Here is a 22,992-nt window from a genome sequence, read left to right as displayed (position 1 = left end):
CGGATCCGGGTGCTGGCAACTAGCCTTGAGATACGTGTCTGTATAGGTCTTGCCGTGGAGAACCCTATGTATTCTTACACCCTCACCTTCAAGGAGGAGGTCGACAAGTTGACGGCCCCCGAGCAGGAGATCCGCCTGCAGAGCCCGGCCCAGGCGGGGGACTTTATTATTCTCTCCGATGGCAGCCGCCATCAGGTGATGTTTGTCACCCACCGCGCCCACTACAGCAGCCTCTATCTCGATAAGGGGGTGAGGCTCCCCCCAGAACCTGGTTATAACTAGACACGTACGAGCAGCGGCATGCTATTACTGACTACTTTTTCGAAAGTCTTCGTACTCATGAAACATCGCCTTTGCATGCTGCGCATCGATAGTTGAAAGCAATGCCACTGATGGACATCGGAGAACATCTGACGTCATTTTAGATAGTTCCCCTTTAATAAAACTACTTTTATTAGTTAGATATACCCCATACATATTTTGGTAAATAGTAAATCCATTCATCTCATTTAATACAGTACCAACACGCCATAGGGTTGTTCCTTTATGGTCAACAAAACACTGTCCTTGTTGATGCAATATTCTCGGCATAACATACGAGTTTTTATTGTTTGAGCACTTGATGCTATCAAGAGATACATGCAACGGAGGTGTATTACCAACCCGATAATATATCGAATCGCCGTAATGAGTATCATCACAGGGAAGATAAATTTTCAGAAGAAAATCGCCGACCTTGGTAAATCTATCCAACTCGGTCAAAAGCCCATTTGATTGTAAAAAGAGTTGACCTTTCCCCTGTGGGGCTACCACGTTGAGTAGTAATAGTTTATTCTCCTGATCATAGCTTTGAATAGATAAAGTGCCATCATTAGCAAGTACTGAACCAACACCAAATGACATGAAATAAAATATATAACAAAGCCAAAAACTATAATTAACTTTCATTTTCTATATGCTTCATCAATGCTTTAATATGGTCCAGACCGTCTATTATCTGCTGTTTATGAGTGCCGTCCATCAGATGATCCTCGATTTCTTTACAGCAATTAACTATTTCATCATGTCTGACCATCAAGAAAACCCCCTTAATTCTATGAATCAACATAGAAAACATATCAATTTCATTGTCCACATAAGCGTTGCGAGCCAAGACAAGATCTGCCGCTGTTAGCTCTTGCAGCATTTCAACAAATGAAGCGCTCTTAAGCAGATGATTATTATCGGCACTCGTACTTTTTAACTCTGCAAATTCCAGGCGATCAAGGTGTGCCATTATCTCACCATATAGCGCGTTATTATCTATGGGCTTGAACATACAGGCATCCATTCCTGCCGCCATTCCTTTCTCTCTGTCCTGAATAATACCAGAGGCCGTCAAACCCAAAATAATATGTCGAGTACAGCCAGAATCAACCTCGTATTGTCTCAACGCTTTAACCAGAGTGAAGCCATCCATGCCCAACATCTGACAATCGGTTATAATAATATGAATCTTCTCTGATTTTACAATTTCTAACGCTTGCCAACCATTGTCGGCCTCATGAATGTTCTCAAATCCTAAAGATGTCAGTCTACGTCGCAGTAGAATTAGATTTACAGGGTGATCATCAATAATCAACAACTGTACGCCAGCAGGCAAAATGATACTTCCTGATTTTTCTGGCACATGGTGCTTGACTGGCAGCGCTGCCATGTCAACGGGCTGATAAGGCAAAACAATGTTAACCTCGGTACCTTTGCCTATTTCACTCGAGATAGCAACATCCCCCCCCATCAATTCACAAAGTCGCTTGGTAATATTCAACCCCAAGCCGGAGCCTTGGTAGCTAGATTCACCATGAACCTGAACAAAAGGTTTAAATAGATCGGCTAACTTATCACTATCAATTCCAATACCAGAATCCTGAACACTTATATTGATTTTATTACCAGCCTTCCAGGCAGAAACCATGATAGTGCCTTCATGGGTAAACTTAACTGCATTTCCAATCAAGTTAAACAGTATCTGTTTGGTCCTGAGTGGATCAAGTTGAATCAGACTGTTATCCAGCTCACTCTTCAAGACTAGATTTAAACCCTTTTCTTTGGTCATGGTTGAGAACATGGAAACAACGTCACGTACGAGATCGCCAATGTTTATTGGCGATAACTCTAACGATAATAATCCAGCCTCAATTTTTGTTACATCCAACACATCACCCACCAGACATAATAGACCATCGGCAGCAGATTTTGTGTATTCCAACTCTTCTCTGTCAATATCACACAGTGATGTACGCTCAAGCACCAGCGTCAAAAATCCATTGATAATATTTATTGGGGTACGTATTTCATGGCTAATGGTTGCAATGAATTCAGACTTGGCTTGATTGGCTAGATCAGCTTCATGTTTAGAGATCTCCAGTTGCCGGCATATCTCATTGCGCCAAGTGACATCAAACCACCCCCAAAGCACCCCCGTAGAGTCGTCATATATATTATGATAAGGAATAAACCATTCTTGAATATCGATAAGAGAGCCTGTTATATTTACCTTATTGTCTCTTACCACAATCTCCATATCCTTGACAACTTTACCTACTACATTTAAAAAATCATCATCATCACTAAAGAAATTGAATAAATTAGCCCCTTTCGTACACTCTTTTGCATATCCCACTGCCGTTAAAAACGCTTTATTACTATATATCACAGTACCATCAGCATTGATCAAGGTCACTGGATGAGGTAACCCATCCAACAGACTTTGCATCAAATCAAGTTGACCTAGCAGCACTTTTTCCAATTTTTTTCTGGTACTTAGTTCATGATGTATTCGGTAGGAGTATAATATATATGCAAATAAAATGGGCAGTACTATGCCTGCTAACATTTTAATCTTGTCTGCATACTGAGCATAAAACCCTATCTTTGGAAGCGGAGTTACCCTCCAAAAGTAAGCAATATCAGATAATGCTGATGGTGAAATAGAGGCCATTGCTGAATTCATGACTTCCAACAGCGGTTTGTCATTTTCTTTCATAGAAAAAGCGCGCTGCAGAGTCGGTGGCCCCACTCGCTCAATTACTTTATATGGTCGTTGACTCAAAGAAATATAATAGTCAGACAAATACTGAGGCACAATCGCAAAATCACTATATCCACCCTCAAAGTATTGCATTACCTCCCTGTCATTATTAAGCACATCAACATTTTCATATTGAATGCCTGACCATGAATTCAGTATCTCTAAATATTTTTTAGATATAACCACTCTGTTTGTTTTTTTTATTTCACCTACAGTTGAAAGCAACACCAAGAAATCATCTTTATTGTAGTAAATAGAGTGCAGAGTGTCAGCTGAATGTATATCTGACAGGGTATTACCTATCATATCTATATGACTTGACGACATTGCTTTATCTAGCGCTTCATAGCTGTCATATGATATGAAATCAAATGACAAGCCACTTGCATATCTCACATTATTCAGCACATCTATAATGATGCCCTGCCACTGCCTTGTTGGATCAATAAATGAATATGGAAAATCATTCGGTATCAAACCAACACGAACAACCGGCTCACTAGTTAACCATGCATCAGCTACTGGGCTTAATTTCTTTAATAATTTGTCAGAAACTTTATAGCTCCCACCACGCCACCTCAGTGCAGTCAAGCCCATGAGAGAGCTTTTTTGCATTTCAGATATTAGCCTGTCAATGATTTTTTTCAATGGTGGATTGTGACCTGCTATAAAAAACTGAAGCGGTGCACAACTTATTTTAGTGCGCTCCTTTACAGGGAGGCCATTGAGGCGGCTTTTATTGAGATATGTAAGTGAGCTGATACTACCAACAACTGCATCAGCCTTGCCAAAAACAACAGCATCATAAGCATCAGTAATATTTTCGAATGGTATCAACACTGCCTTTGGATATGCAGAAGCTAATGAATCAACATCCATTCCACCTGACTCATAAGCTATTTTTGGCTCGTTAATATTGGCACTAATAGACTTTATGCTTGCAAGATACGCACAATTATCCAACATGACATTTGAACTGAACAGTCCAACTGTTTTAGTGCTAGCATCAGGTAATAATGATGAAATATTAAGGATATCAAAACTTCTATTTTCAATCGCTGATAACGCTTGTTGCTGCGACTCAAATATTTTAATGGTTACATTTTTTCCGGTTAACTTTGCAAGGACACTTAATATATCCGCGCTTATACCTTCCAATTTGTTATCTGATGTAATCACTTCAAAAGGAGGGGTGAAAGGTTTGACAATACCGACAACTATGCTCTCACGCTGCGCTAACCAAGCTAACTCACGTTGGGAAAGGTTTTTTTTAAAATTCTTTATATAATCAAGTTCAAAGCCAGGTTCATTTGTTTCTGAAATGGTTCTTTGACTCAATGCCAATATCTCCGCATTGACATAAAATGTGGAAAGCATACATAACAAGATGGTGATATATTTGTATTTTTTCATCCTCCCTCCATTTTATATTCTTATCAAGATACAATAAATGAACTCAGAAATTGACACCGCTATGGCTATTGCATCATAACGCTATTTAAGCGTCATCATTGGTCTTGTTTACTTTAGCTCTAGCTATTTCAATCAATTCAGCAATATTACTTATCTGTAGCTTTTCAAAAATTCGCTTCTTATATGTACTGATTGTTTTTGGGCTTAGGTTGAGGTCTGCAGATATTTTACAATTACTATCACCTTTAGCCAAAGCTTGAAAAACAGAAAACTCTCTTACTGAAAGGGAGCTCAATGTATCGAGGTCGCAAGCATTACCATCACAAAGGCTAATCGCAGCCTCAGTGAAATAGGGATAGCCCGATTGAACGAGCTTTATCACCATGGGGAGTAACTCCAGCGACTCAGACTTATGAATATACCCACAGCCGCCAGCAGCTCGTACTCTCGCCGCAAGGTACTGGCTATCAGAGCCTGAGAGTACGATCACCTTGCATGGGTACTTATATGGACGGATTTGCTCCAACAACGTCAGACCATCCATCCCCGGAATATCCAGGTCGAGCAGAACAATATCCAAGCTCAAAGAACGGATTAGTCGCAGCGCCTCTTGGCCACAGCCGGTCTCGGCCACTACCTCCGCCCCTGCACGACGCAATGTATCGGTTAGAGCAAAGCGGATGGCAGGATGATCATCAACGACCAAGCAACGGAAATTCTCGTTCATATTACACCTCATTATCTGTGGCTCTTCTCTACAGCCATCCAACAGTCATATAGTGAAAGTATTCATTGATGCCGATGTGTCAAACTCCATTTCGATCGTATGCAGAGAATGAACACTGACGGATGGCTGAAAAAGGCCACACAGGCTACCGCGCCAGATGCGCAATAACAATACATAAAATAGGGTTAAAAGGCATTTTATTGGCACACATAGCCAACATGGTTGGGTTTATTGATATAAAAAACCCAAGCGATTCATCCAAAATCATATGAGTCTTTTATTTCAATAAGCAACAGGCATTTGAGGGGGAATGCTGGCACACATTATCATCAATTCTGTACAACGCGGAGTCACACGGTCACCTTTCGCAGAGAAAGAGACCATGTGTTGTGATGCTTGGCGTTGCTCCCCTAACCAGCTATCAGGCAGCAACTTCCCCAGACTACAATGGCAGGTAAATTTAGTATTTACTAACAGCGAGATAATGTATTGCACTTAATATATTGATTCACGGACCCGCTGTATATTACGTACAGTTACTGACTCCCCATGTCGATTTACTCATCTGATAATCTCAACTATATAACTCAAGTAATCAGTTCCTAGAGTAATTTAGAAGATCCATTCTATGGTATATATCAATACCCACTAAAACTTTGATGCCGGAGTTACCATTACTCATATCGCATTTCAAGTGTTGCTGTCGCCTCAAATTCCCCTGGATTAACTTCCCGCGCCGTTTTCACCAGATAGAATTCAAGTGGGATGTTTATTTTTTGTGATGAAACAGCTCCTGTCTCAGGTGTTCTTCCCCAATATAGCGTTTCCCCAAAACGGACTTCATGTTGACTACGCGCCATATTTTTATAACGCATTTTAACACCCACTCCCTTGGCTGAGCTATCAAGGGTATCAGACATAAGCATGATGTTATTCATCTGTTGTTTTGCCGGGGTTACGCGAAATCCCACATTTGTGCCAAGGTCACAAACCAACTCAAGGTCTTGACTGCGCACTAACTGAGGTAATGGCTCCTTATCTGGGCTTCTAAGATCGTCCGCATGTATGGTCTCATAATCAATTGCCATACGTGCAGTGTTGAGCATACACGAGCGAGCAAACAAAGGGATAGATGGAAACTCTAATGAATATAGAGGATAAGATCCATTTTTATTTTTATAGCTTACATTGATAGGCGAAGGTGAAATATCACGACCAGGTTGCAGCATCCCCGTAATGTAATAAAAATAAAAATCGTCATGTACTCTTATTGTATTTCCAGACTTAGTTAAAGAACGTTCCATATTTTTAGAGTGACTATAAGACATACGCTTTTGATTGCCATCCACACTATTGCGCCATACGAAGCCAACAGAATCCTGCATACCCTTCAGCAAGTTCACCATCCCTATATTAGGGGTCGATTGTGTCGAATAACCAGATCCTGTGTGGCTCATAACGAGTAGCGGCAACTGCTCTCCCTCTGACACATCATCACAGCTCAGAATTGTCTCGAACTGAACTGTTGCTATCGGATCCGGGCTGCCTAGCGAACGATCACGTTGATAATCGTAGTTTAAACTCATTGCTGGACCACTTATCACCCTACACTCAGCGCGAGCTTGCCATGGCAAAGCAAAAGCCGCAATAAACAGAAACACCCATATTAACTCATGCTTGGTTAGCATCATCTAGCTACCTATTTTGGTCTGTATTTACATCATCACTGTTACTGCACTGTAACACTGCCTGATGATAGCTTTGTCCTGCGGTCAGTGCACTCGGAAGACTATAAGGTACAACACATTGCATCTTGTCTCCTTTGATAACAAGCGACCCAGTAGGCTTATTCAATAACGCCAGCGCTCTACCATGCGGGTCTGACATCGCCAATAACTCACCATCTTTACTTTCAAGCTGAGTGCCAAATGGAAGTACTTTTCCGCTCGCACTACGTAGTTCAAACTGGGCTCTAATGACTTGCCTGGCAGGAAATGCCACTTTGGTTATTGCACCCTTACGTGGCACTACCTGACTATCATTCCCATCGATTTCGACATCATCAGGCAAGGTATTACTATCTATCTTGACCCAATTTCGCTTATAGGGGGTGAAGGTACTTAATACGGCATAACCGTTATTACCCGTTTTGGCATTCTGCCCGGTAAAACCGACTCCTTCGGAGTCCTCGACTTCAGCCAAGATAAAACCATCCATAAAACCGGGAGCCAAGTTGATGCCCCCCTCATGTACCACGAGCGAGCCATTCCAACTGGCATGAAGTGCACGATAATTTTTGCCTTGGCTGTAACCAAGGGAGCCATCACCGTATCTGCCACGGCCACTGCCGCTAGCGGACCAGCTTTGATTATCAGCATGGTCTGTATTGGCGCGTAAACCATAACTGAATTGTTCATATGAGCCACCTACCCCAATATTACTGTAGCTACTGTCGTGTGTATGGCTGGAGCCTATTGAGAGCCAGTTACGAGCCTCCCCCCACTGTAATGGCATAGAAAAATTAACCCACAAGCGAGTGTCGTCACCACCATTAGCTGCTCTGCTTTTCTCTACATTGACGTTATAGTTCAAACGCTGCCAGCTATTACTATAGCCAGCTGACAGACTGGTTCGGCTTTTTTCCGTTCCCCAAAACTCGTCATAATTAAAGGATAGATTCAGGCTACCATAGCGATCCGGTAATGACTGGCTGATGGCAGCAGACAATTGAGCCTTGCTGCGGGAAGACTGTTCTCGTGCCTGTTCTTTACTATCCGCTATATGATCGTTCAAAGTGCGATAGCTTTTATCAGAGTAACGCATTGCCGTCACTCCTACTGTCGTTCCCGTCTCCATAAACTGGCGTGAGAAACGAGCTCTATAGCTCTGGCCTCGCACATGTTCACCATGACGGGCAAGACTATCTGAGTGAGTGACATCAAAAGACATGGCACCAAACGATGTCCCCAACCCGACCGCCATATTGAGGGCAAAATAATCTTTTTTGCCCTGTACGCCTCCCCCAAGGGTAACGTTAGAGGTCAAGCCATGAATAACTTCACCACTACCAAACCAGCGATCCCCCAACAATTCACTATCATCAAGCTCACCCAGATTAAAGCGATAACGTGTTGCCCCCTTGGGTACCATGATGGCGTCCATCCCGAAACCTTGAGTTTGAGTCCGTTGACTGCCATCCGCTTCAATGATGGTGATTTCCAATTCACCATTGCTGCCTCGCGTCGGAATATCCCGCAACGTAAAAGGGCCAGGTGGTACAGCAGTGCGCAGTAACACCTCTCCTCCCTGACGAATTTCCACAGTCGCATTGGTTTGTGCAACACCACTTATCACGGGGGAATAGCCACGCATGTGCGCAGGCAGCATCTGCTCATCGGTACCCAGTGTGAGACCACGCAAGCGCGGCGCACTGAGCAATTGTGATTTGGCATAGACTTCACCCAAAGCCAACTGACTACTCCAGCGGGTGATATCACGCTCGGCATAACTCTGCTCGCTACGCCACGTCACCTGACCCTCACTATAGCTGGCTGATCCATGATTGCGCAGCCGCCAAGGACCTACATTAAGCCCGGAGGTGAAGCTGCCATCATGGCGCTCGGTAATACCTTGGCCACTACGTTGATTCCAATGACTGTTCAGGCGGTAGTTAATAAAGGCCGCCATAATCCCCTGGTCCCACAATGCAGGAGAGACTTCATCTCGTGCCATCTTGGGCACCAGTTCCAGCGGCAAACTGATATCCAGCCGCTGGTTGCTTCCATCATACTGCCAGTTACCATACTCAATGTTTCTTGGATCGATACAGGTTGGCCAAGCCTCGTTAGGTACGCCCAGTGTCTTGGCTAATGTCGGCATATCAACGCCGATACGCTGCAATAAATCGGAAGACAAGCAGGGGGAAACCTTGACGCCTTCCTGAATAAATGTGACCAGTTCTCGAGCAACAAGTTGCTGGTTCAGAAACAGATCAACCCGATAACTACCCGGCAGGATGGCACCTTGGGCAAGAAACTTGTCGAGATCGATCTTCAACCCCTGCATAAAGCCGGCATTAAATGTCAGTTTGTCGTTCACTGGCATGCCTGAGGCAGCCAACACGCCCCCACCAGAGAACAGCGAAAGCATGATCACTGGCCCCGATATGTAAAGAGACTGCATATACACCTTCATATGGGTTCTGATGACCGGCATTACTACTGGATCAGAGTTTCTTTCTTTATTAAGGAGAGACCAGGGTCAACCCTTGTCCTATGCCTTGATTCAATTGAACTTGCCATGGCATATGCGCCCCGAAGTCGTTGACTATCGTCAGTGACAACGCAGCGTTGGAAGCCAAGTCACTGGCAGGCAACACCAGAGCGCCAAAGGGGGCTATCGTATCGCCACCAAGGTCATGCTCGCCCTGTGCGACGGAAGACACATTGATGAAATAAGGGGTCGGATTGTTGATGGTCAGCTTGCTATCTTTTAACGAGAACGTCAGGGCTTTAGGTGCCTCCATTGCCTTGCCAGCCAAGCCCGCAGGGCGATAGAACACCTTGATCCGTTGTTGCACGGCCAACTGGATCACATTCTGCCCCTCGGCTTTTTGCGGGATCTCCTGCACCGCCAACCAGTACATGGATTCGCGATCAGCTGGCAAGCCGCTGCCGGCATAGTGGACCCGTAACAATTGCTGACTATCACGTTCCAATTTGGCAAGTGGCGGCGTCACCGCAAAAGGCGGCACAGGATCTGTTGGCTGATGCTTGTCTAGCCAACTTTGTACCAAACGCACATCGCCTTTATTGCGAACGGTGACAGAAACCTCACGGGTTCCCTCTTCGAAAATCAGCCGAGTACTGCTTAGTTGAATTGATGCCATAGCTGTAGTGCCATTAACTGTCAAAATGACAATAAACAAACACCTTATTAACGTCTTCCACATATAAAAACCTTTAATATATTTATGTATTTATCTAAAAAATAATGAGGCCTCAGAATAAAAATGATAAACTATGGATTCCAAACGGTAACAGAAAGATGATTCTGTATCTTGCCAGGCTTCACCTGTGGAGCACTTTCATAGGGGGCGTAAAATATGGTCCTCAGCGTCAAATCAAACTTACCATCCTCTATTAACCCTGAGTGGACACTGCCTAACTTATAACTTCCATAAATAGTAGCATTATCATTAACCCCCTTTTCATTCTTCCATGAGAAGTCGTAACCGATGCCAACACTAGCACCATCAGGATCTTCGTTACATAAAAATGTAACATTACCCCCTCCCGATACCGTCTTGCAAAAACCAGCGTTAGAATTAAGTGAAAAGTTTACTCCACTCCCTGTACCATCACATATAAAAGATATTTTTTTCCTGGGTGAAAGTGTACCATAAACGGATTTACCGTCACGCATATCCTGAATTTTCTTTAAAGGAAAAGTTCCTATGTCAACATGTAACTCTGGAATTTCAGATTCTATTAACTTACAAGTTTCAGCTTCAACCATACCTGAAACCGTAATATCCACAGTCCCTGTGTCATTTGCAAAAGCCATTGGTGAAATGATGATAAAAGTAAAGGTTGCAAATTTATTATGGATTCTCATATTTACTCCAAGCCCCCACATAATATATGTGAGGGCTGTATTATTTTATATGATAAATATAGTTACATATAACTCAATACAAATGGCAGATTGGCTTCTACATCACCCGGCTTGCTATTGGAGATCTCGTCACTCAGGGCATAGTTGGCACCAAAAATCATATCGACTTTGCCATTTTCGCTAACAGCAACCTGTTTGCTCTCTGTGTTGGAAAAATCGATCCAGTCAGCACCGCTCAAATCAGTGCCCAGCGCAGCCTTTACCTTAAAACCAACACCGGCAGCACCACCTTCGGCAGCTTCTTTGATGTTCAGCAATACATCGCCTTTGTAGGAATCAGCAGCTGGCGTGAACGCCATCTTGACAGTGGTAATACCCGGCGGGCAGACCAGCGCAGTACTGCTATCGCCACCAACAGTAGCGAAGACATCGGTCGGAGCCTTCTGGACACTGGCAAGACTTATCTCTCCCAGCGACAGATTAACAGTTTTACCTTCTACTGTGCCGTCCTCGAAGGCACACCCACTCAGCACCACTTTGCCATTGATATGGAGTGTATTTTCAGAGTCTTTCAATTCAGCGTGAGCGGTAGCGCAAAGGGCCATCAAGGCAGTTAATGCAAGAATATTTTTTTTCATTGTAATGTTTCTCTAATGAACCATGTTGAACACAAATGTCAGTTTGTCTGACGGCGGAAATAATACATCCCGCCCCCCTTACACACCATCATCCAATCACCACAATAAAGGTAGGAAAAAACCTACAAATCTCTCATAGATTAATTTAAATCGATTAATTTAATTGTTAACCCATTCCTCTATCCCATTACCCCAGCACTTCTCGCCTATACAGAACAGCAGCCACCTTGCGACATGAATGGGGTTAGATGTCATCTATCTATTAGATATTGAAGCTACTGAATGTATTTATTTCGAGAAGTTCAGCCACACTTTCATCATTTTTTGTTATTGAGTTTACGCCAATAAAACTATAAACTCGCCCACCTTCATTTCACCGGGCATACCCCACAAAGGATCCCCATAAGGAAAAAACATGAAAAAAATCATATTATTCTTCGCCACCATGTTAATACTCCCCATGTCTTATGCCTCGCCACAATTTAAGGAGGGTATCAACTATGAGACACTCTCCAATACCGGCAGTGCTCAACCGGAAGTACTGGAGTTTTTCTCCTACTTCTGTCCAAGTTGTGCAAATTTTGAACCCATTCTCGAAGATTTGAAGAAAACGCTACCTGAAGGTGTACAGCTAAAGAAAAATCATGTGGCCTTTTTAGGCCGAGACATGGGTCCGCAAATGCAGCGAGCTTATGCGGTAGCTAACCTGCTTAATGTGGAAGAGAAAATAACCGTGGCAATTTTTCACAAAATGCAACAACGCCAGTATCCCAAAAGTCGTGCTGATGTGAGACAAATATTCGTAGAGAGTGGTGTTCCGGCTGACAAATTTGATGGCATTGTTGATAGCTTTGCTGCCATCGGTATGGTGTCCCAGTTTGATCACAACACTGAAAAATACAACATTCGTGCTGCGCCGACTTTCCTAATAAATGGTAAGTACGTTATTAAGCTTGAGTCCGTTCGTTCACAGGAGCAGTTCAATCAGTTAGTGGCATTCCTGCTGCTAAAATAAGATCCATATACAGGGTCTTAAGTGGCAACCACGCTTAAAACGCCTTACAAGGTCCTGTTCTGTATTTATTTTATCTGCTTGGTTTGGAAAATATTCGTTGCCAGGTAATCTGCAACCCACGCCTAATACTAGTAGCCTTGTTTCCTAAATAGATGCGGTTTGTAGTGGTAAAACTAAATCCGGACTCATGGTTAGGCCGAACCTCGGCTCTTGCTGGCGGTATCCCATCATTGTGGTGATGTGGACGCCGCCAGTTATGATTTATTCCGTTTCTGATAGTGCGAACCGTTTTTATACAAAGCAGATCAGGGCCAGGTCGTCATCTGGGCATTCGATGATATCGGTGGATTTCAAGACAGGCGGCATCGGCCGCGAAACTGCTTTGCAACTGATGATCCAAGCCGCTGCCTGCCTTGCAACCAATGCATGTCCAACTCAGCGCCTCTTGCCCGCTACAACACCTCGACCTTGACCCTGATAAGGCCGGACCTTATGTTGCCAATGGTGCTGAAGGCAGACCTGGAGAGATCGATGATCCGCCCGCGTTTAAAAGCACCGCGGTCATTGACCTTGACCACGACGCTCTTGCCGTTGGCAATATTGGTGACCCTGACCAGAGAGCCAAAGGGTAACGTCATATGGGCAGCCGTATTGAGGTGAGTGCGATAAGGCTCGCCGCTGGCGGTCTTTTTATTGTGATAGCGGTCAGCGTAATAAGAGGCGAGCCCGGTTTCGGTATAACCGCGCCAACTGCCGCCGTGGCTGTCGTCGTATCGGCTGCTACAGGCTGCCAGCAACATGCAAAGAGATAACAACAGGCCTTTTTGTATGTATTGCATCTTTCCCTTCATATCCGCCATGCGCTTTATCCTTGATCCCCTTGCCGGTATGGCCGGTCTTGTTGTCGTCACGTAAAACGGCCAGATCAGGATGGCCAGTAAAAGGTTCATAAACTGCCTCGCGGTTCCACCCCCGAGGGCAACGCGGCTACTTTGTCCTATTTTGCAACTAAAACGGGAGGCCAAGCCTCCCGTTCATTTATTTACCCGTCATCCCATGTCGGGATGAGCCAGACGCAGGTCAGGCGATGAGCTTGTCGTCGCTAAAGCCAAAGCCGCGCAGCCCCACCACATGCACATGTTCGTGCTTGCCCTGTACCTTGCGGATGAGCTTGTAGGTGGTGCCCTTCTCGGGGCTGATGTTCTCGGGCGCCGCGATAAGCAGCTGCATATCCTGTCGCTCGCACAGCTCGAACAAGGTGGCGATGGACTTGCCATCCAGACGGGCCGCTTCGTCGAGGAACAAGAGGCGGCAGGGGGCGATATCCTTGCCGCGCAGGCGGCGGGACTCCTCCTCCCAGCTGATCAGCACCATCAAGAGGATGGCCTGACCGGTACCGATCGCCTCGCCGGTGGAGAGGGCGCCGCTCTCGGCCCGCAGCCAGCCATCGGCCCCGCGCTGTACCTCTATCTCCAGCTCCAGATAGTTGCGATAGTCGAGCAGCACGTCGCCCATTACCTGATAGCTGCGATCCCCCTGCTCGGTTTGCGGGTTGAGACGCTGGAACAGCTTGGCCATCGCCTCGGAGAAGCTGAGCTCCTTGTCGGCGAACAGATCGTTGTGCATGGCGGTTTGATCAGCCAGCGCAGTGAGAAGGCGGGTATGGGCCTCGCGGATATTGACGTTGAGGCGCACCCCGCGCACCAGACCGAAGGCGATGTTCTGCAAGCCCTGGTTGAGCACCCGGATGCGGTTCTGCTCGCGGCGGATGATGTTAGTGATCTTGGCCGCCACCTCGTGGGAGGAGAGGGACAGATGGGTTTCCCGCTGCTTGAGCTCATCGGCGAGGCGCGCCAGCTCGATCTCCATCTCTTCGATCGCCTCCACCGGATCATCTGAGCGGATGATGTCGTTGCGGATGCGATCTTTGAGGTAACGGTAGACCTGCACGTAGAAGGCGACCTTCTGCTCGGTGCTGCGATTGCCCTCCGACAGGCGCAGCGCATCGCGCAAGGCCTCGTCATGGGCCACGGCAACCCGCAGGGCACCGAGGGCCTTGTCAGACATGGAACGCAGCTCGTCGCTGTCCAAGTAAGCCAGTTCGCGCTTGTTGAGGCGCTTCTCGACGTCGGTGTCCCGTGCCAGACGCACCACCCGCGACCAGCTCGCCTTGTGACCCACCAGAGATTTACGAGCCGTGAAGTAATCTTTGCCCTCCAGCTTGAGGCGACCGCCCAAAGATTCAATCTCGCGCTTGGTCACCTGCAACTGGGCCTCGGCACTGGTGCGACGGGAACGGGTGCGGATGAGCAGCTCTTCGATCTCTTTCTTGTGAGCGCGGGACTTCTCTTCCATGTCCTCCGACAGCGTCAGCCCCATAGCCGCCAGCTCCTGCTCGAACTCGTTCAGGGTCTGGCGCTTGGCCGAGGCGCTGGAATCGAGCGCGGTGCGCAGTTGCAGCGCTTCTGTGTGACGCTGGGCAATCTGCTTGTGCTGCTCACCTGCGGTGCGGGCCGCCAGCTCGGCAGCCTTGAGCTTCTCTTTGAGCCGCTCGCTCATCTCGGAGGCTTTGCCAAGAAGGTCTTGTGCGTCCTGATAGGCAAAGTGCGGCAGACGGGCCACCAGCTGATCAAGCGCATAGCAACGGCGCTTCTGCTCGGCCAGCAGGTCGCTCACCTCATCATATGCAGCCTGCAGGGCAGCAAGATCCTGCGGATCCTGGCGCAGCACCTGCACCTGGGTTTCGAGCTTCTCGAGCGCCTTGCCGTGTTTGGCGATAAAGGCTTCGGCCTGTTTCAGCGCTTCCACATCGGCGTGAGCCGCCTCGAGACGGGCCGCCAGATCTGCCTCGGCAAACAGGTGGGCAAAGGGCAACATCCCCTGCACCAGCTGGATATGGCGAGTCAGCTGGGCGGCGGCCGCTTTGGCCTCGCTCAGCTGCTTGTCGCACTCGGCTATGGTTCCCTGCAGCTTGCGCTGCTCGGCCTGCTTGGCCTGCACTTCGGCTTCAGGGTCGGGACGGAAAGCGATATCCAGATGCTGGCCGATAAAGTCACGGAAGTGGCCGTAGAGGCGGTGATACTTCTGCTGCTCGAAGGCGGCCTTGGCGTAGCCTTCAATCAGGTTTTCCCGCTCGAGATCGAGCTGCTCGATGCGTTTTTCCCGGGCAGCGCGGCCGAACAGCGGCAGCTCGGGATAGCGGGAGAAGCGCACCTGACGCTTGCTGGTGCGCACCAGCACGGCGTCCCCCAGCTCGTCCGCTTCCACCAGATCCTCGTCAAAAGAGTCGGGGTTGCCCTGAATGAGGTAGATATCTTCCGGGCAATCTTCCAGCTTTTTCAGCCGCTCGATAGCGCCCTCAAGGTCGAGTACCACCAGGGCGCTGCGGGCCGGGCCATAGAGAGCGGAGTAGTAAGGGGCATCATCGATGGAGATGTCGTCATAAACATCGGAGAGCAGCACGCCCCCCACCTGCTCGGCAATGCGGGCAAGGCGCGGATCCGCCTCGCCGGCCCCCAGTTGCAGGTTGCGAATTTGCAGCTCCAGCGCCTGTTTCTGCGCCGCGATGCGATTGCTCTCCTGCTCGAACTCCCGCTCCTTGTCGAGCACGGTCTGCATGCCGGCAGAGAGCGCTTCGGCGGTGGCGAGCGGCAATCCGCTCTGCTCGCGCAACTGCTCAAGCTTTTCAAAGGATTTGAGCCAGCGCGGGGCCAGCTTGGTCAGCTCGCTGATATCACGGCCCAGCTGGGCACCTTGATGCTCCAGGCTGGCACGTCGCTGGTTGACTTCCGCCTGCTGATCACTCAGCTCTTCCTGACGAGTACGCTGGGCTTCGAGGAAGATCTCCAGCTCGTCTTGGCTCGCGATCAGCTGGCCGGAAGCCTGCTGTAACTCGTCGCGCAGTTTGAACAGCGCCTGCTGACTTTCGCTCTCTTTCTCGAGGCGAGCCAGGGCGGCGCGCAGCCCCTGCCCCTGCGCGATGCGGGCCTTGTCTTCGATGTGACGCTTGAGCAGCGCCTGCGCCGTAGGCCAGGCGGCCTCGCGCACTGTTTCGGGTGCGATGCTCAAAAGCAGCGCCAACGCCGCTTCGTGCTCGGCCACCGCCGCCTTGGCCAGCGCCAGCTGCTGCTCGGCGCCCAATACGCGGCTGGTAAGACTCTGCTCGGCGGCACGAAACTGATGCAGGGTGTCGCTCGCCTGTTCAGCGGTCAGCCCCGGCAGTTCACACTGCGCGCGGGCATTTTCCAGCGCCTGCACCGCCTGACGGTACTGGATGGCGCGGGTCTGCTGAATGTCCAGCGCCTGCTGGTAGTCGGCCAGCTGGGTCTTGAGGCTGTCTACCTCTGCCTGCGCCAGTTCCTTGCGCTCTTCTACTTCCAGCAACTGGCAATGGATCTCTTCCACCACGGCTTGCTGCTGCTCCAGCTTGTCGACGAGCTCCGCCAGATCGGCGCGATACATCTCTATCTTCTTTTGCAAAGCAACGGCGGCCATTACCTTGGCCAGATGCTCGGCGGCGGATTCCAGCTCGTCGGTCAGCAATTTCTCACGGTTGGTGAGCTGATCCACCTCGTCAGCCAGATAGATGGCGCGCTGTTTCTCTTCAGCCAGCAAGCGGCGTTTGCCCGCCAGCTCCTGCCGCGCCTTGAGGGCCAGCTCGGAGAGACGGTTCTTTTCGGCGGCGTTGCGCACATAGTCCGCCGCCACATAGTGGGTGGTCTCGGTAATGAGATTCTTGAACAGATCCCGCTGGCCTTGCGTCTCTTTGATTGCTTCCAGGGTGCGGCGGTTCTCGTAGATGGCCGCCTCCATGTCCTGGAATGCCTTGCGCACACCGGAGTTCTCCGGCAGCAGGTATTCACGCAAGGAACGGCTGATGGACGAGGAGATGCCGCCGTAGAGGGAGGCTTCGATCAGGCGGTAGAACTTGCCGCGATCCTTCTGGTCGCGCAACTTCTTCGGCGTGATGCCGAACTCGAACATGAAGTTGTGATAGTCGGTCACCGTATTGAACTTGGCGACCTTCATGGCCCCCAGCTCCGCCGCAGCCCCTTTCAGATCGGTAAAGGCGCGCACCCGGCCCTTGCCGTCGTCGAGCTTTTCCAGCAGCAGATCGGTGGGTTGCAGTTGCTCGGGCACATCCACCAGCGCGAACGGGGTGATGTTGACCTTGTTGTCACGGTTGGCCACCTGCTCCAAATGGACGCCGACCCAGATCCGCTGTTCGCGGCTGTTCATCACCTCGAGTACCGAATAGCAGTGGCCGCGCTGCAGCTTGCCGTAGAGCCCCTTGTCACGGGAAGCACTGGATGAGCCCGCTTCCGTGGTGTTGCGGAAATGGAGCAGGGATTGATCGGGGATCAGTGCCGCGATAAAGGCCGCCATTGTGGTGGACTTGCCCGCCCCGTTGCCGCCAGAGAGGGTGGTGACCAGTTGGTCGAGATCGAAGGTGCGGGCGAAGAAGCCGTTCCAGTTGACCATGGTCAGGGATTTGAATTTGCCTCTCACGACACACTCTCCATCAAAGCAAAGGGCTCCATCAGGGCCTTGTATTTAACGCTGCAGATCATCTTCGACCTCCAGTTCAAGCTGTTCTTCATCAAGATCCGCTTCAATATCTTCAAACAGCGAATCGCTGCTCGGCATCTCGTCATCGTGGAAGATGGCCTCCCCCTCCTGGATCATCCGCAGCTGAACGGCGCGGGGATCTTCATCGGAGCGCACGTCGGCGGCAAAGCGGAACACGGATTCGTTGACCCGGAATTTGTCGCTGTTGCCAAGGGCAGTGATCATGCCAAGGCGACGCAATCGCCGCATGGAGGTGCGGATTTTCTCCAAGAGCTTCTTCTTGTCGAGATCGGTGCCGCCGGAGCGGCTGTTGACCATCCGCAGCAGCTGCTTCTCATCGGCCAGGCTCAGCACCTCTTCTTGCAGCTCGCCCATGGCGAACACCCCTTCCGAGGCGAGGCGGTCCGGGCTCAAGAACAGGTAGCAGAGCACCTTGCCCACCAGCATATCGAGCTCGGAGAGCACGGTCGTGCCGATGTCGGCGCTGGGGCGCGGGCGCAGGTAGAAGAAGCCTTCCGGCGCCTTGATCAGCTCCACCTGATAGCGGCCGTAGAAGATCTCCAGCTCGTTGTGGTACTCCACCAGCGCCGAGTGCTGTTCGAAATCGTCGGCACTGATGTGACGGCCGGAGCGCAAGGCGGTGTCGATGCGCGGAAACAAGGGGTTGGCAATCGCCTCTGCGAGCCGCAGCGGCAAGGGAAACTCAGTATTGATCAATGACATAGGCCTGAACCTTGGATCCAGCTTGGTTAATGGGTTTCCATGCGGGTTGGCGGTGCAGCTCGCGCTCACCGCTGGCATGGCCCAGGCGCACGGCCTGGTCGATCAGAAGACGCGCCACATCGAAATGGGCGTGAGCCGGGTAATCCAGCAGGTATTCCCGCAGCACATCGGCCACATCCAGCTGATGGCCCTGCTCGGGATAGCGGGCGAGGTAGCGCTCGATGCGCTCCGCCAGCGCCTGATTGATGTCCACCATCTCCATGTACTCCATCTCGAGGGGAACCTCGCCGGTCACCTCCTCGTCGTGGATGGCAATGGTTTCATCCCGCAGCTCCAGCAGACGGGGCTCCTCGGCGATGCGCAGCTGCCAGTTGTGCTGCTCGAAATTGCGAATGGAGTCGCGCAACCGCTGGCTGAAGGCGCGGTTCTTGTCCATGTCGATGGCGTTGCGGATAAATTTGTGGACGTGGCGATCGTAACGGGACCATAGCTCGATGCACTGCTGGCCCCAGCTGGTGATCACATCAAGCCGTCCCTGCAAGGCATGGGTCAGCTCCTCGACGTGAAACAGATCGTCGCGCCCCTGGGCCGCTTCCTGAATATTGAGCAGCCCCGCCTGCAGGCGGTGGCCGGCAGCGTCCAGGGTATCTTGCAGCTCGCGCAGGGTCTGGCCTGTCTCGTGCAGCAGCTTTTCACAGCTGTGAATGGCATCGACCCAGTTCTGGGTCAGCAGGGCCGCTATCTCGCTCTTGACCTGATTCTGCTGCTCATCCATGGCGCGCTGGGTCAGATCGATGCGCCCAAGGGTCTCTTCCAGCGAGAAAGTGAGCCGTGGCAACACTTCGGCATCCCACTGCTCGCGGGTGTTGGTCTCAAGCGCCGCCTTGCGGGCGGTATCGAGCTCGGCCGCCAGGTGTTCGAGCAGGATGGAGAGCTTGATGGAGTCAACCTGACGCTGATCCATAAAGAAGTCGACGATTCCCATCCCCAGCCGCGACAGGCGATAGAGACTCTCCCCCGCCACCATGTCGGTGTTGAAGCGCGACAGCAGTTGCTGGCGAATGAGATCGTTGATGGCGTTGTTGGCACGACCGGTGAGGGTCTCGTCCATCTGGCCAAAGGCGTTGCTGACATAGCCAAAGGCATCGTGCAGCGCCGCTTCCGACAGGTCCGATTCATCTTCGGACAGGGTCTTGATTGCAATCAGAAAGGCCAGCCGGTCGGTAGGCAGGCTCAGCGCCAACCCCTCCTGCCTGACCCACCCTACTATCTCCGGCACAGAACGCTCGGGCAGGGTACGGGATGTACTCATCATGACGTTGTCATCTCGTTGTTATCCGTGGGACGGTCTCATCATATAAAACTGACCATCTCGTTGTTATTACAAGGCTGCCAGACAGACTGCTTGTCAGCTTGACGGTTTCTGCGCCATCACATGGATGCATTGACCCAGGGACGGCAAAGAGCACCGAAGTGATTATCCCCCAGTCGACCCACTCTCCGACCCATCAGCTGACTGGCTTTTGCGCCATCACATGGATATAGCGACCCAGGGAGATAAACGGCTCCTGGCGACAATATTGCTGCTCCATGGCCAGCAGATCATCGAACTTCTCGACCTGATCCTGCTTGTGGCGCATGTAGTCGTGAATGACCCGCACCCCCGTCTTGCCGATGATCTTGAGGCCCCCTCGCCCAATCCAGTCGTAGACCTGCTCAGGCAACTGCGGATTGGTGGGGGTCAGGGCGGTCTGGCGCTTCTTGCGCAGGCCAAGGCGCACATAATCGAAATTGCCCACCACCAGACTCTGAAACAACAGACCATGACGGTTGTAAAAAAGCAGCGACAGTATGCCCCCTGCATTGACGAAAGGGAACAGACCGAGCAGGGTCTGACGCGGCTCGGCGAGCCACTCCAGCACGGCGTGGCAGAGCACCAGATCAAAGGTGCCGGTCACGTGGGCCTTGAGATCCTGAATGGGGCAATGGATGAGACGAATTCTGTCTTCCAGCCCCTTTTCAGCGATCTGGACCCGTGCAAGTTCAAGCATTTCGGCGGAGAGATCGCACAGCTCCACCTGATGACCCATGGCCGCCAGCTTCTGGGCAAAATAGCCAAATCCGCCCCCCGCATCCAGGATGCGCAGGGGCCGGTTGCCAAGGCGAGCCAGGCAGGCTTCAATGTCGCTCCAGACCACAGTGGTGCGAATACGCCCCTTGGTGGAGTCATAAATGTTGCGAGCAAACTTGTCGGCACGCCCGTCAAAACTCTGATCTTGCTTCAAGACTCACTCAACTTTTGGCCGCAGCATTGGGCCTGACGAAAAAAGAGGGGTATTCTGTCACATCCCGAATTTGCTGAAAACTCAAGGACGACATCCCAGTGTTTGAGCTCAACCTGTTTGCCGCCAACTTGTTTGTTATCAAGAAATGGCTAGGCCAATTGCTGATGCCACTGCCCTTTTCCCTCTCCTTATTGCTGCTGGCGCTTTTGCTGCTCTGGTTCACCCGCTTTCAGAAAACCGGCAAGCTGCTGGCGACCTGCTCCCTGGTCATTGTTGCTCTGATGGGGATGCGGCCGGTGAGCTATGAGCTGGCCAGAGGGCTGGAGCAGACCTTCCCGCCGTTCGACATAAGCCAACACCCGGATATAGAGGCTATCGTGGTGCTGGGCAACGGCCATGTGAGCGATCCGGCGATCCCTGAGCGCGCCTGGCAGAACAATATCGCCCTCGCAAGAACCCTGGAAGGCGTACGCCTCGCCCAGGCTTACCCCCGGGCCACACTGGTCTTCTCCGGCTATGTATCGGGGGATCCCCTCTCCAACGCCGAGGTCAATGCCCGCATGGCGGCCAGCCTGGGGATAGAGAGATCCCGAATGACGTTGTTTGAAAACAACAAAGACACCCATGACGAGGCCGTCAGCATCAGCCGTTATCTCAAGGGCAAGCGGGTGGCGCTGGTCAGTTCGGCCACCCACCTGCCGCGGGCCATGGCGCTGTACCAAGGGCAGGGACTCGATGCAGTGCCGGCCCCCACCGACTACACAGCCAAGCAGAGTCAGGTGACGCAACCCCTTTACAGCTACCTGCCGAAGGGACGTTATCTGATGTATTCCGAGGCTGCCATTCACGAATGGATTGGGGTATGGTGGGCCCGTTTGCGAGGGCAGGTTAACGATTGAGCAATCGAGCCTTTCATTCCTGATTTGGATCAGGAAAGCGAAAAAAAATTACGTCATTTGCCGCCGGGTCAGCTATCTTGGGCTCGGTTCAATTCATATAATGTCGCGCAATCAAATGCCTAGGAGAGTTACAAGATGAGACAGCACCTGGTAATGGGTAACTGGAAACTGAACGGCACCAAAGCTTCTGTCGAAGCTCTGATCAAAGGACTGACCCCGGCTGCTGCCGCTCATCCTTCCGTGCAAGTCGCCGTCTGCCCGCCGGTTATCTTTTTGGGTCTGGTTGAGCAGCTGACCGCAGGCAGCAAGATTGCCTACGGTGCCCAGAATGCCGACGTTCACGAGTCCGGCGCCTTCACCGGCGAGAACGCCCCCTCCATGCTCAAAGCCTTCGGTTGCACCTACTCCCTGGTCGGTCACAGCGAGCGCCGTACCCTTCACGCAGAGAACGACGACGTGGTAGCCGCCAAGTACGAAGCCATCCAGAAAGCGGGCCTGATCCCCGTACTGTGCATCGGTGAGACCCTGGAGCAGTTCGAAGCCGGCGTGACCAAGACTGTGGTTGAGACCCAGCTGAAAGCTGTCATCGATCGTTGCGGCATCGCCTCCTTCAGCAACGCCGTGGTTGCCTATGAGCCTGTATGGGCCATCGGTACCGGCAAGACTGCCACCCCGGAAATCGCTCAATCCGTTCACGCTCACATCCGTCAGTACCTGGCCGGTTTTGATGGCGCCGTGGCTGCCAAAGTACAGATCCTGTACGGCGGTTCCGTCACTGGTGCAACCGCTGCCGACCTGTTCGGTCAGCCGGACATCGACGGTGGCCTGGTGGGTGGTGCGTCCCTGAAAGTGGACGACTTCTCCCAGATCATCGCTGGCGCAGCCAAGTAAGCTGTTGCCCAAGAGGGGGCTTGGCCCCCTCTTGCATATCGCTTTTCCTATGGCGGCCCCCGCATCCCATACGAAAGCCGATATAGTAAAAATGGCTTGTCTCATTTGTAAAACTTCGTATTCGACAACTCAGATCCAGAGGCACTC

17 protein-coding genes are annotated in these 22,992 nt (G+C 50.7%); 4 read left to right on the top strand and 13 right to left on the bottom strand.

Going from position 1 to position 22,992, the window contains the following annotated elements; translation table 11 throughout:
- Positions 1–66: 66 nt before the first annotated feature.
- On the top strand, positions 67–282 hold the full coding sequence (locus tag AACX78_RS12030) for a hypothetical protein (RefSeq protein WP_021139308.1): 216 nt from the start codon (positions 67–69) through the stop codon (positions 280–282).
- A gap of 24 nt (positions 283–306) precedes the next feature.
- Here AACX78_RS12030 and AACX78_RS12025 read toward each other — a convergent pair whose 3' ends face one another.
- The 8 genes from AACX78_RS12025 to AACX78_RS11990 all read right to left on the bottom strand — a co-directional run bounded on the left by AACX78_RS12025 (position 307) and on the right by AACX78_RS11990 (position 11,464).
- Complete coding sequence (locus tag AACX78_RS12025) at positions 307–948, bottom strand: hypothetical protein (RefSeq protein WP_159166333.1); 642 nt, start codon at positions 946–948, stop codon at positions 307–309.
- Positions 938–4,483, bottom strand: a complete 3,546-nt coding sequence (locus tag AACX78_RS12020; RefSeq protein WP_159166332.1) for an ATP-binding protein — start codon at positions 4,481–4,483, stop codon at positions 938–940. The genes AACX78_RS12025 and AACX78_RS12020 overlap by 11 nt, the downstream gene beginning before the upstream one ends.
- 85 nt (positions 4,484–4,568) lie before the next feature.
- Entirely contained in the window at positions 4,569–5,210 is a 642-nt protein-coding gene (locus tag AACX78_RS12015) for a response regulator transcription factor (RefSeq protein WP_159166331.1), read from the bottom strand.
- A 674-nt stretch (positions 5,211–5,884) separates the two neighbouring features.
- Positions 5,885–6,901, bottom strand: a complete 1,017-nt coding sequence (locus tag AACX78_RS12010) for a fimbrial protein (RefSeq protein WP_159166330.1) — start codon at positions 6,899–6,901, stop codon at positions 5,885–5,887.
- Positions 6,902–6,905: 4 nt separating this feature from the next.
- Complete coding sequence (locus AACX78_RS12005) at positions 6,906–9,392, bottom strand: fimbria/pilus outer membrane usher protein (RefSeq protein WP_159166329.1); 2,487 nt, start codon at positions 9,390–9,392, stop codon at positions 6,906–6,908.
- A 61-nt stretch (positions 9,393–9,453) separates the two neighbouring features.
- A complete protein-coding gene (locus AACX78_RS12000; RefSeq protein WP_159166328.1) occupies positions 9,454–10,161 on the bottom strand; it encodes a fimbrial biogenesis chaperone in 708 nt (235 codons plus the stop codon).
- 68 nt (positions 10,162–10,229) lie between these two features.
- Positions 10,230–10,826, bottom strand: a complete 597-nt coding sequence (locus tag AACX78_RS11995) for a hypothetical protein (RefSeq protein WP_159166327.1) — start codon at positions 10,824–10,826, stop codon at positions 10,230–10,232.
- 62 nt (positions 10,827–10,888) lie between these two features.
- Complete coding sequence (locus tag AACX78_RS11990) at positions 10,889–11,464, bottom strand: fimbrial protein (RefSeq protein ID WP_159166326.1); 576 nt, start codon at positions 11,462–11,464, stop codon at positions 10,889–10,891.
- 415 nt (positions 11,465–11,879) lie between these two features.
- Between AACX78_RS11990 and AACX78_RS11985 the strand changes: the two genes are divergently transcribed.
- The gene (locus AACX78_RS11985) at positions 11,880–12,479 is read left to right on the top strand and encodes a thiol:disulfide interchange protein DsbA/DsbL (protein WP_159166325.1); all 600 of its coding nucleotides are present in this window, start codon (positions 11,880–11,882) and stop codon (positions 12,477–12,479) included.
- A gap of 452 nt (positions 12,480–12,931) precedes the next feature.
- On the opposite strand, the gene AACX78_RS11980 is transcribed toward AACX78_RS11985, so the two are convergent.
- From AACX78_RS11980 to cmoM, 5 genes are all read right to left on the bottom strand, one after another.
- Positions 12,932–13,318: a septal ring lytic transglycosylase RlpA family protein gene (locus tag AACX78_RS11980; RefSeq protein ID WP_201302945.1), complete on the bottom strand. Its 387-nt coding sequence runs from the start codon at positions 13,316–13,318 to the stop codon at positions 12,932–12,934.
- Positions 13,319–13,559: 241 nt separating this feature from the next.
- Complete coding sequence (gene mukB / locus AACX78_RS11975) at positions 13,560–17,987, bottom strand: chromosome partition protein MukB (RefSeq protein ID WP_159166324.1); 4,428 nt, start codon at positions 17,985–17,987, stop codon at positions 13,560–13,562.
- 45 nt (positions 17,988–18,032) lie between these two features.
- The gene (gene mukE, locus AACX78_RS11970; RefSeq protein WP_005311141.1) at positions 18,033–18,770 is read right to left on the bottom strand and encodes a chromosome partition protein MukE; all 738 of its coding nucleotides are present in this window, start codon (positions 18,768–18,770) and stop codon (positions 18,033–18,035) included.
- On the bottom strand, positions 18,751–20,085 hold the full coding sequence (gene mukF, locus AACX78_RS11965; protein ID WP_005311139.1) for a chromosome partition protein MukF: 1,335 nt from the start codon (positions 20,083–20,085) through the stop codon (positions 18,751–18,753). Before mukF ends, mukE begins: the two co-directional genes overlap by 20 nt.
- Before the next feature lie 193 nt (positions 20,086–20,278).
- Positions 20,279–21,055 carry a tRNA uridine 5-oxyacetic acid(34) methyltransferase CmoM gene (cmoM, locus tag AACX78_RS11960; RefSeq protein ID WP_058394419.1) on the bottom strand — a complete coding sequence of 259 codons (777 nt, stop codon included), beginning with the start codon at positions 21,053–21,055 and terminating at the stop codon, positions 20,279–20,281.
- 128 nt (positions 21,056–21,183) lie between these two features.
- Here cmoM and elyC point away from each other — a divergent pair, with 128 nt between their 5' ends.
- Both elyC and tpiA read left to right on the top strand, forming a co-directional pair.
- Entirely contained in the window at positions 21,184–21,954 is a 771-nt protein-coding gene (gene elyC, locus AACX78_RS11955) for an envelope biogenesis factor ElyC (RefSeq protein ID WP_159167515.1), read from the top strand.
- A 135-nt stretch (positions 21,955–22,089) separates the two neighbouring features.
- A complete protein-coding gene (gene tpiA / locus AACX78_RS11950) occupies positions 22,090–22,845 on the top strand; it encodes a triose-phosphate isomerase (RefSeq protein WP_005311133.1) in 756 nt (251 codons plus the stop codon).
- The last annotated feature ends 147 nt before the right edge of the window (positions 22,846–22,992 follow it).

The sequence above is a fragment of the Aeromonas sp. 9A genome, assembly GCF_963900955.1.
In the GTDB taxonomy this organism is placed as follows: domain Bacteria; phylum Pseudomonadota; class Gammaproteobacteria; order Enterobacterales; family Aeromonadaceae; genus Aeromonas; species Aeromonas salmonicida.
Note: the sequence above shows the minus strand (reverse complement) of the source record. Positions and strands in the feature narration are given on the sequence as shown.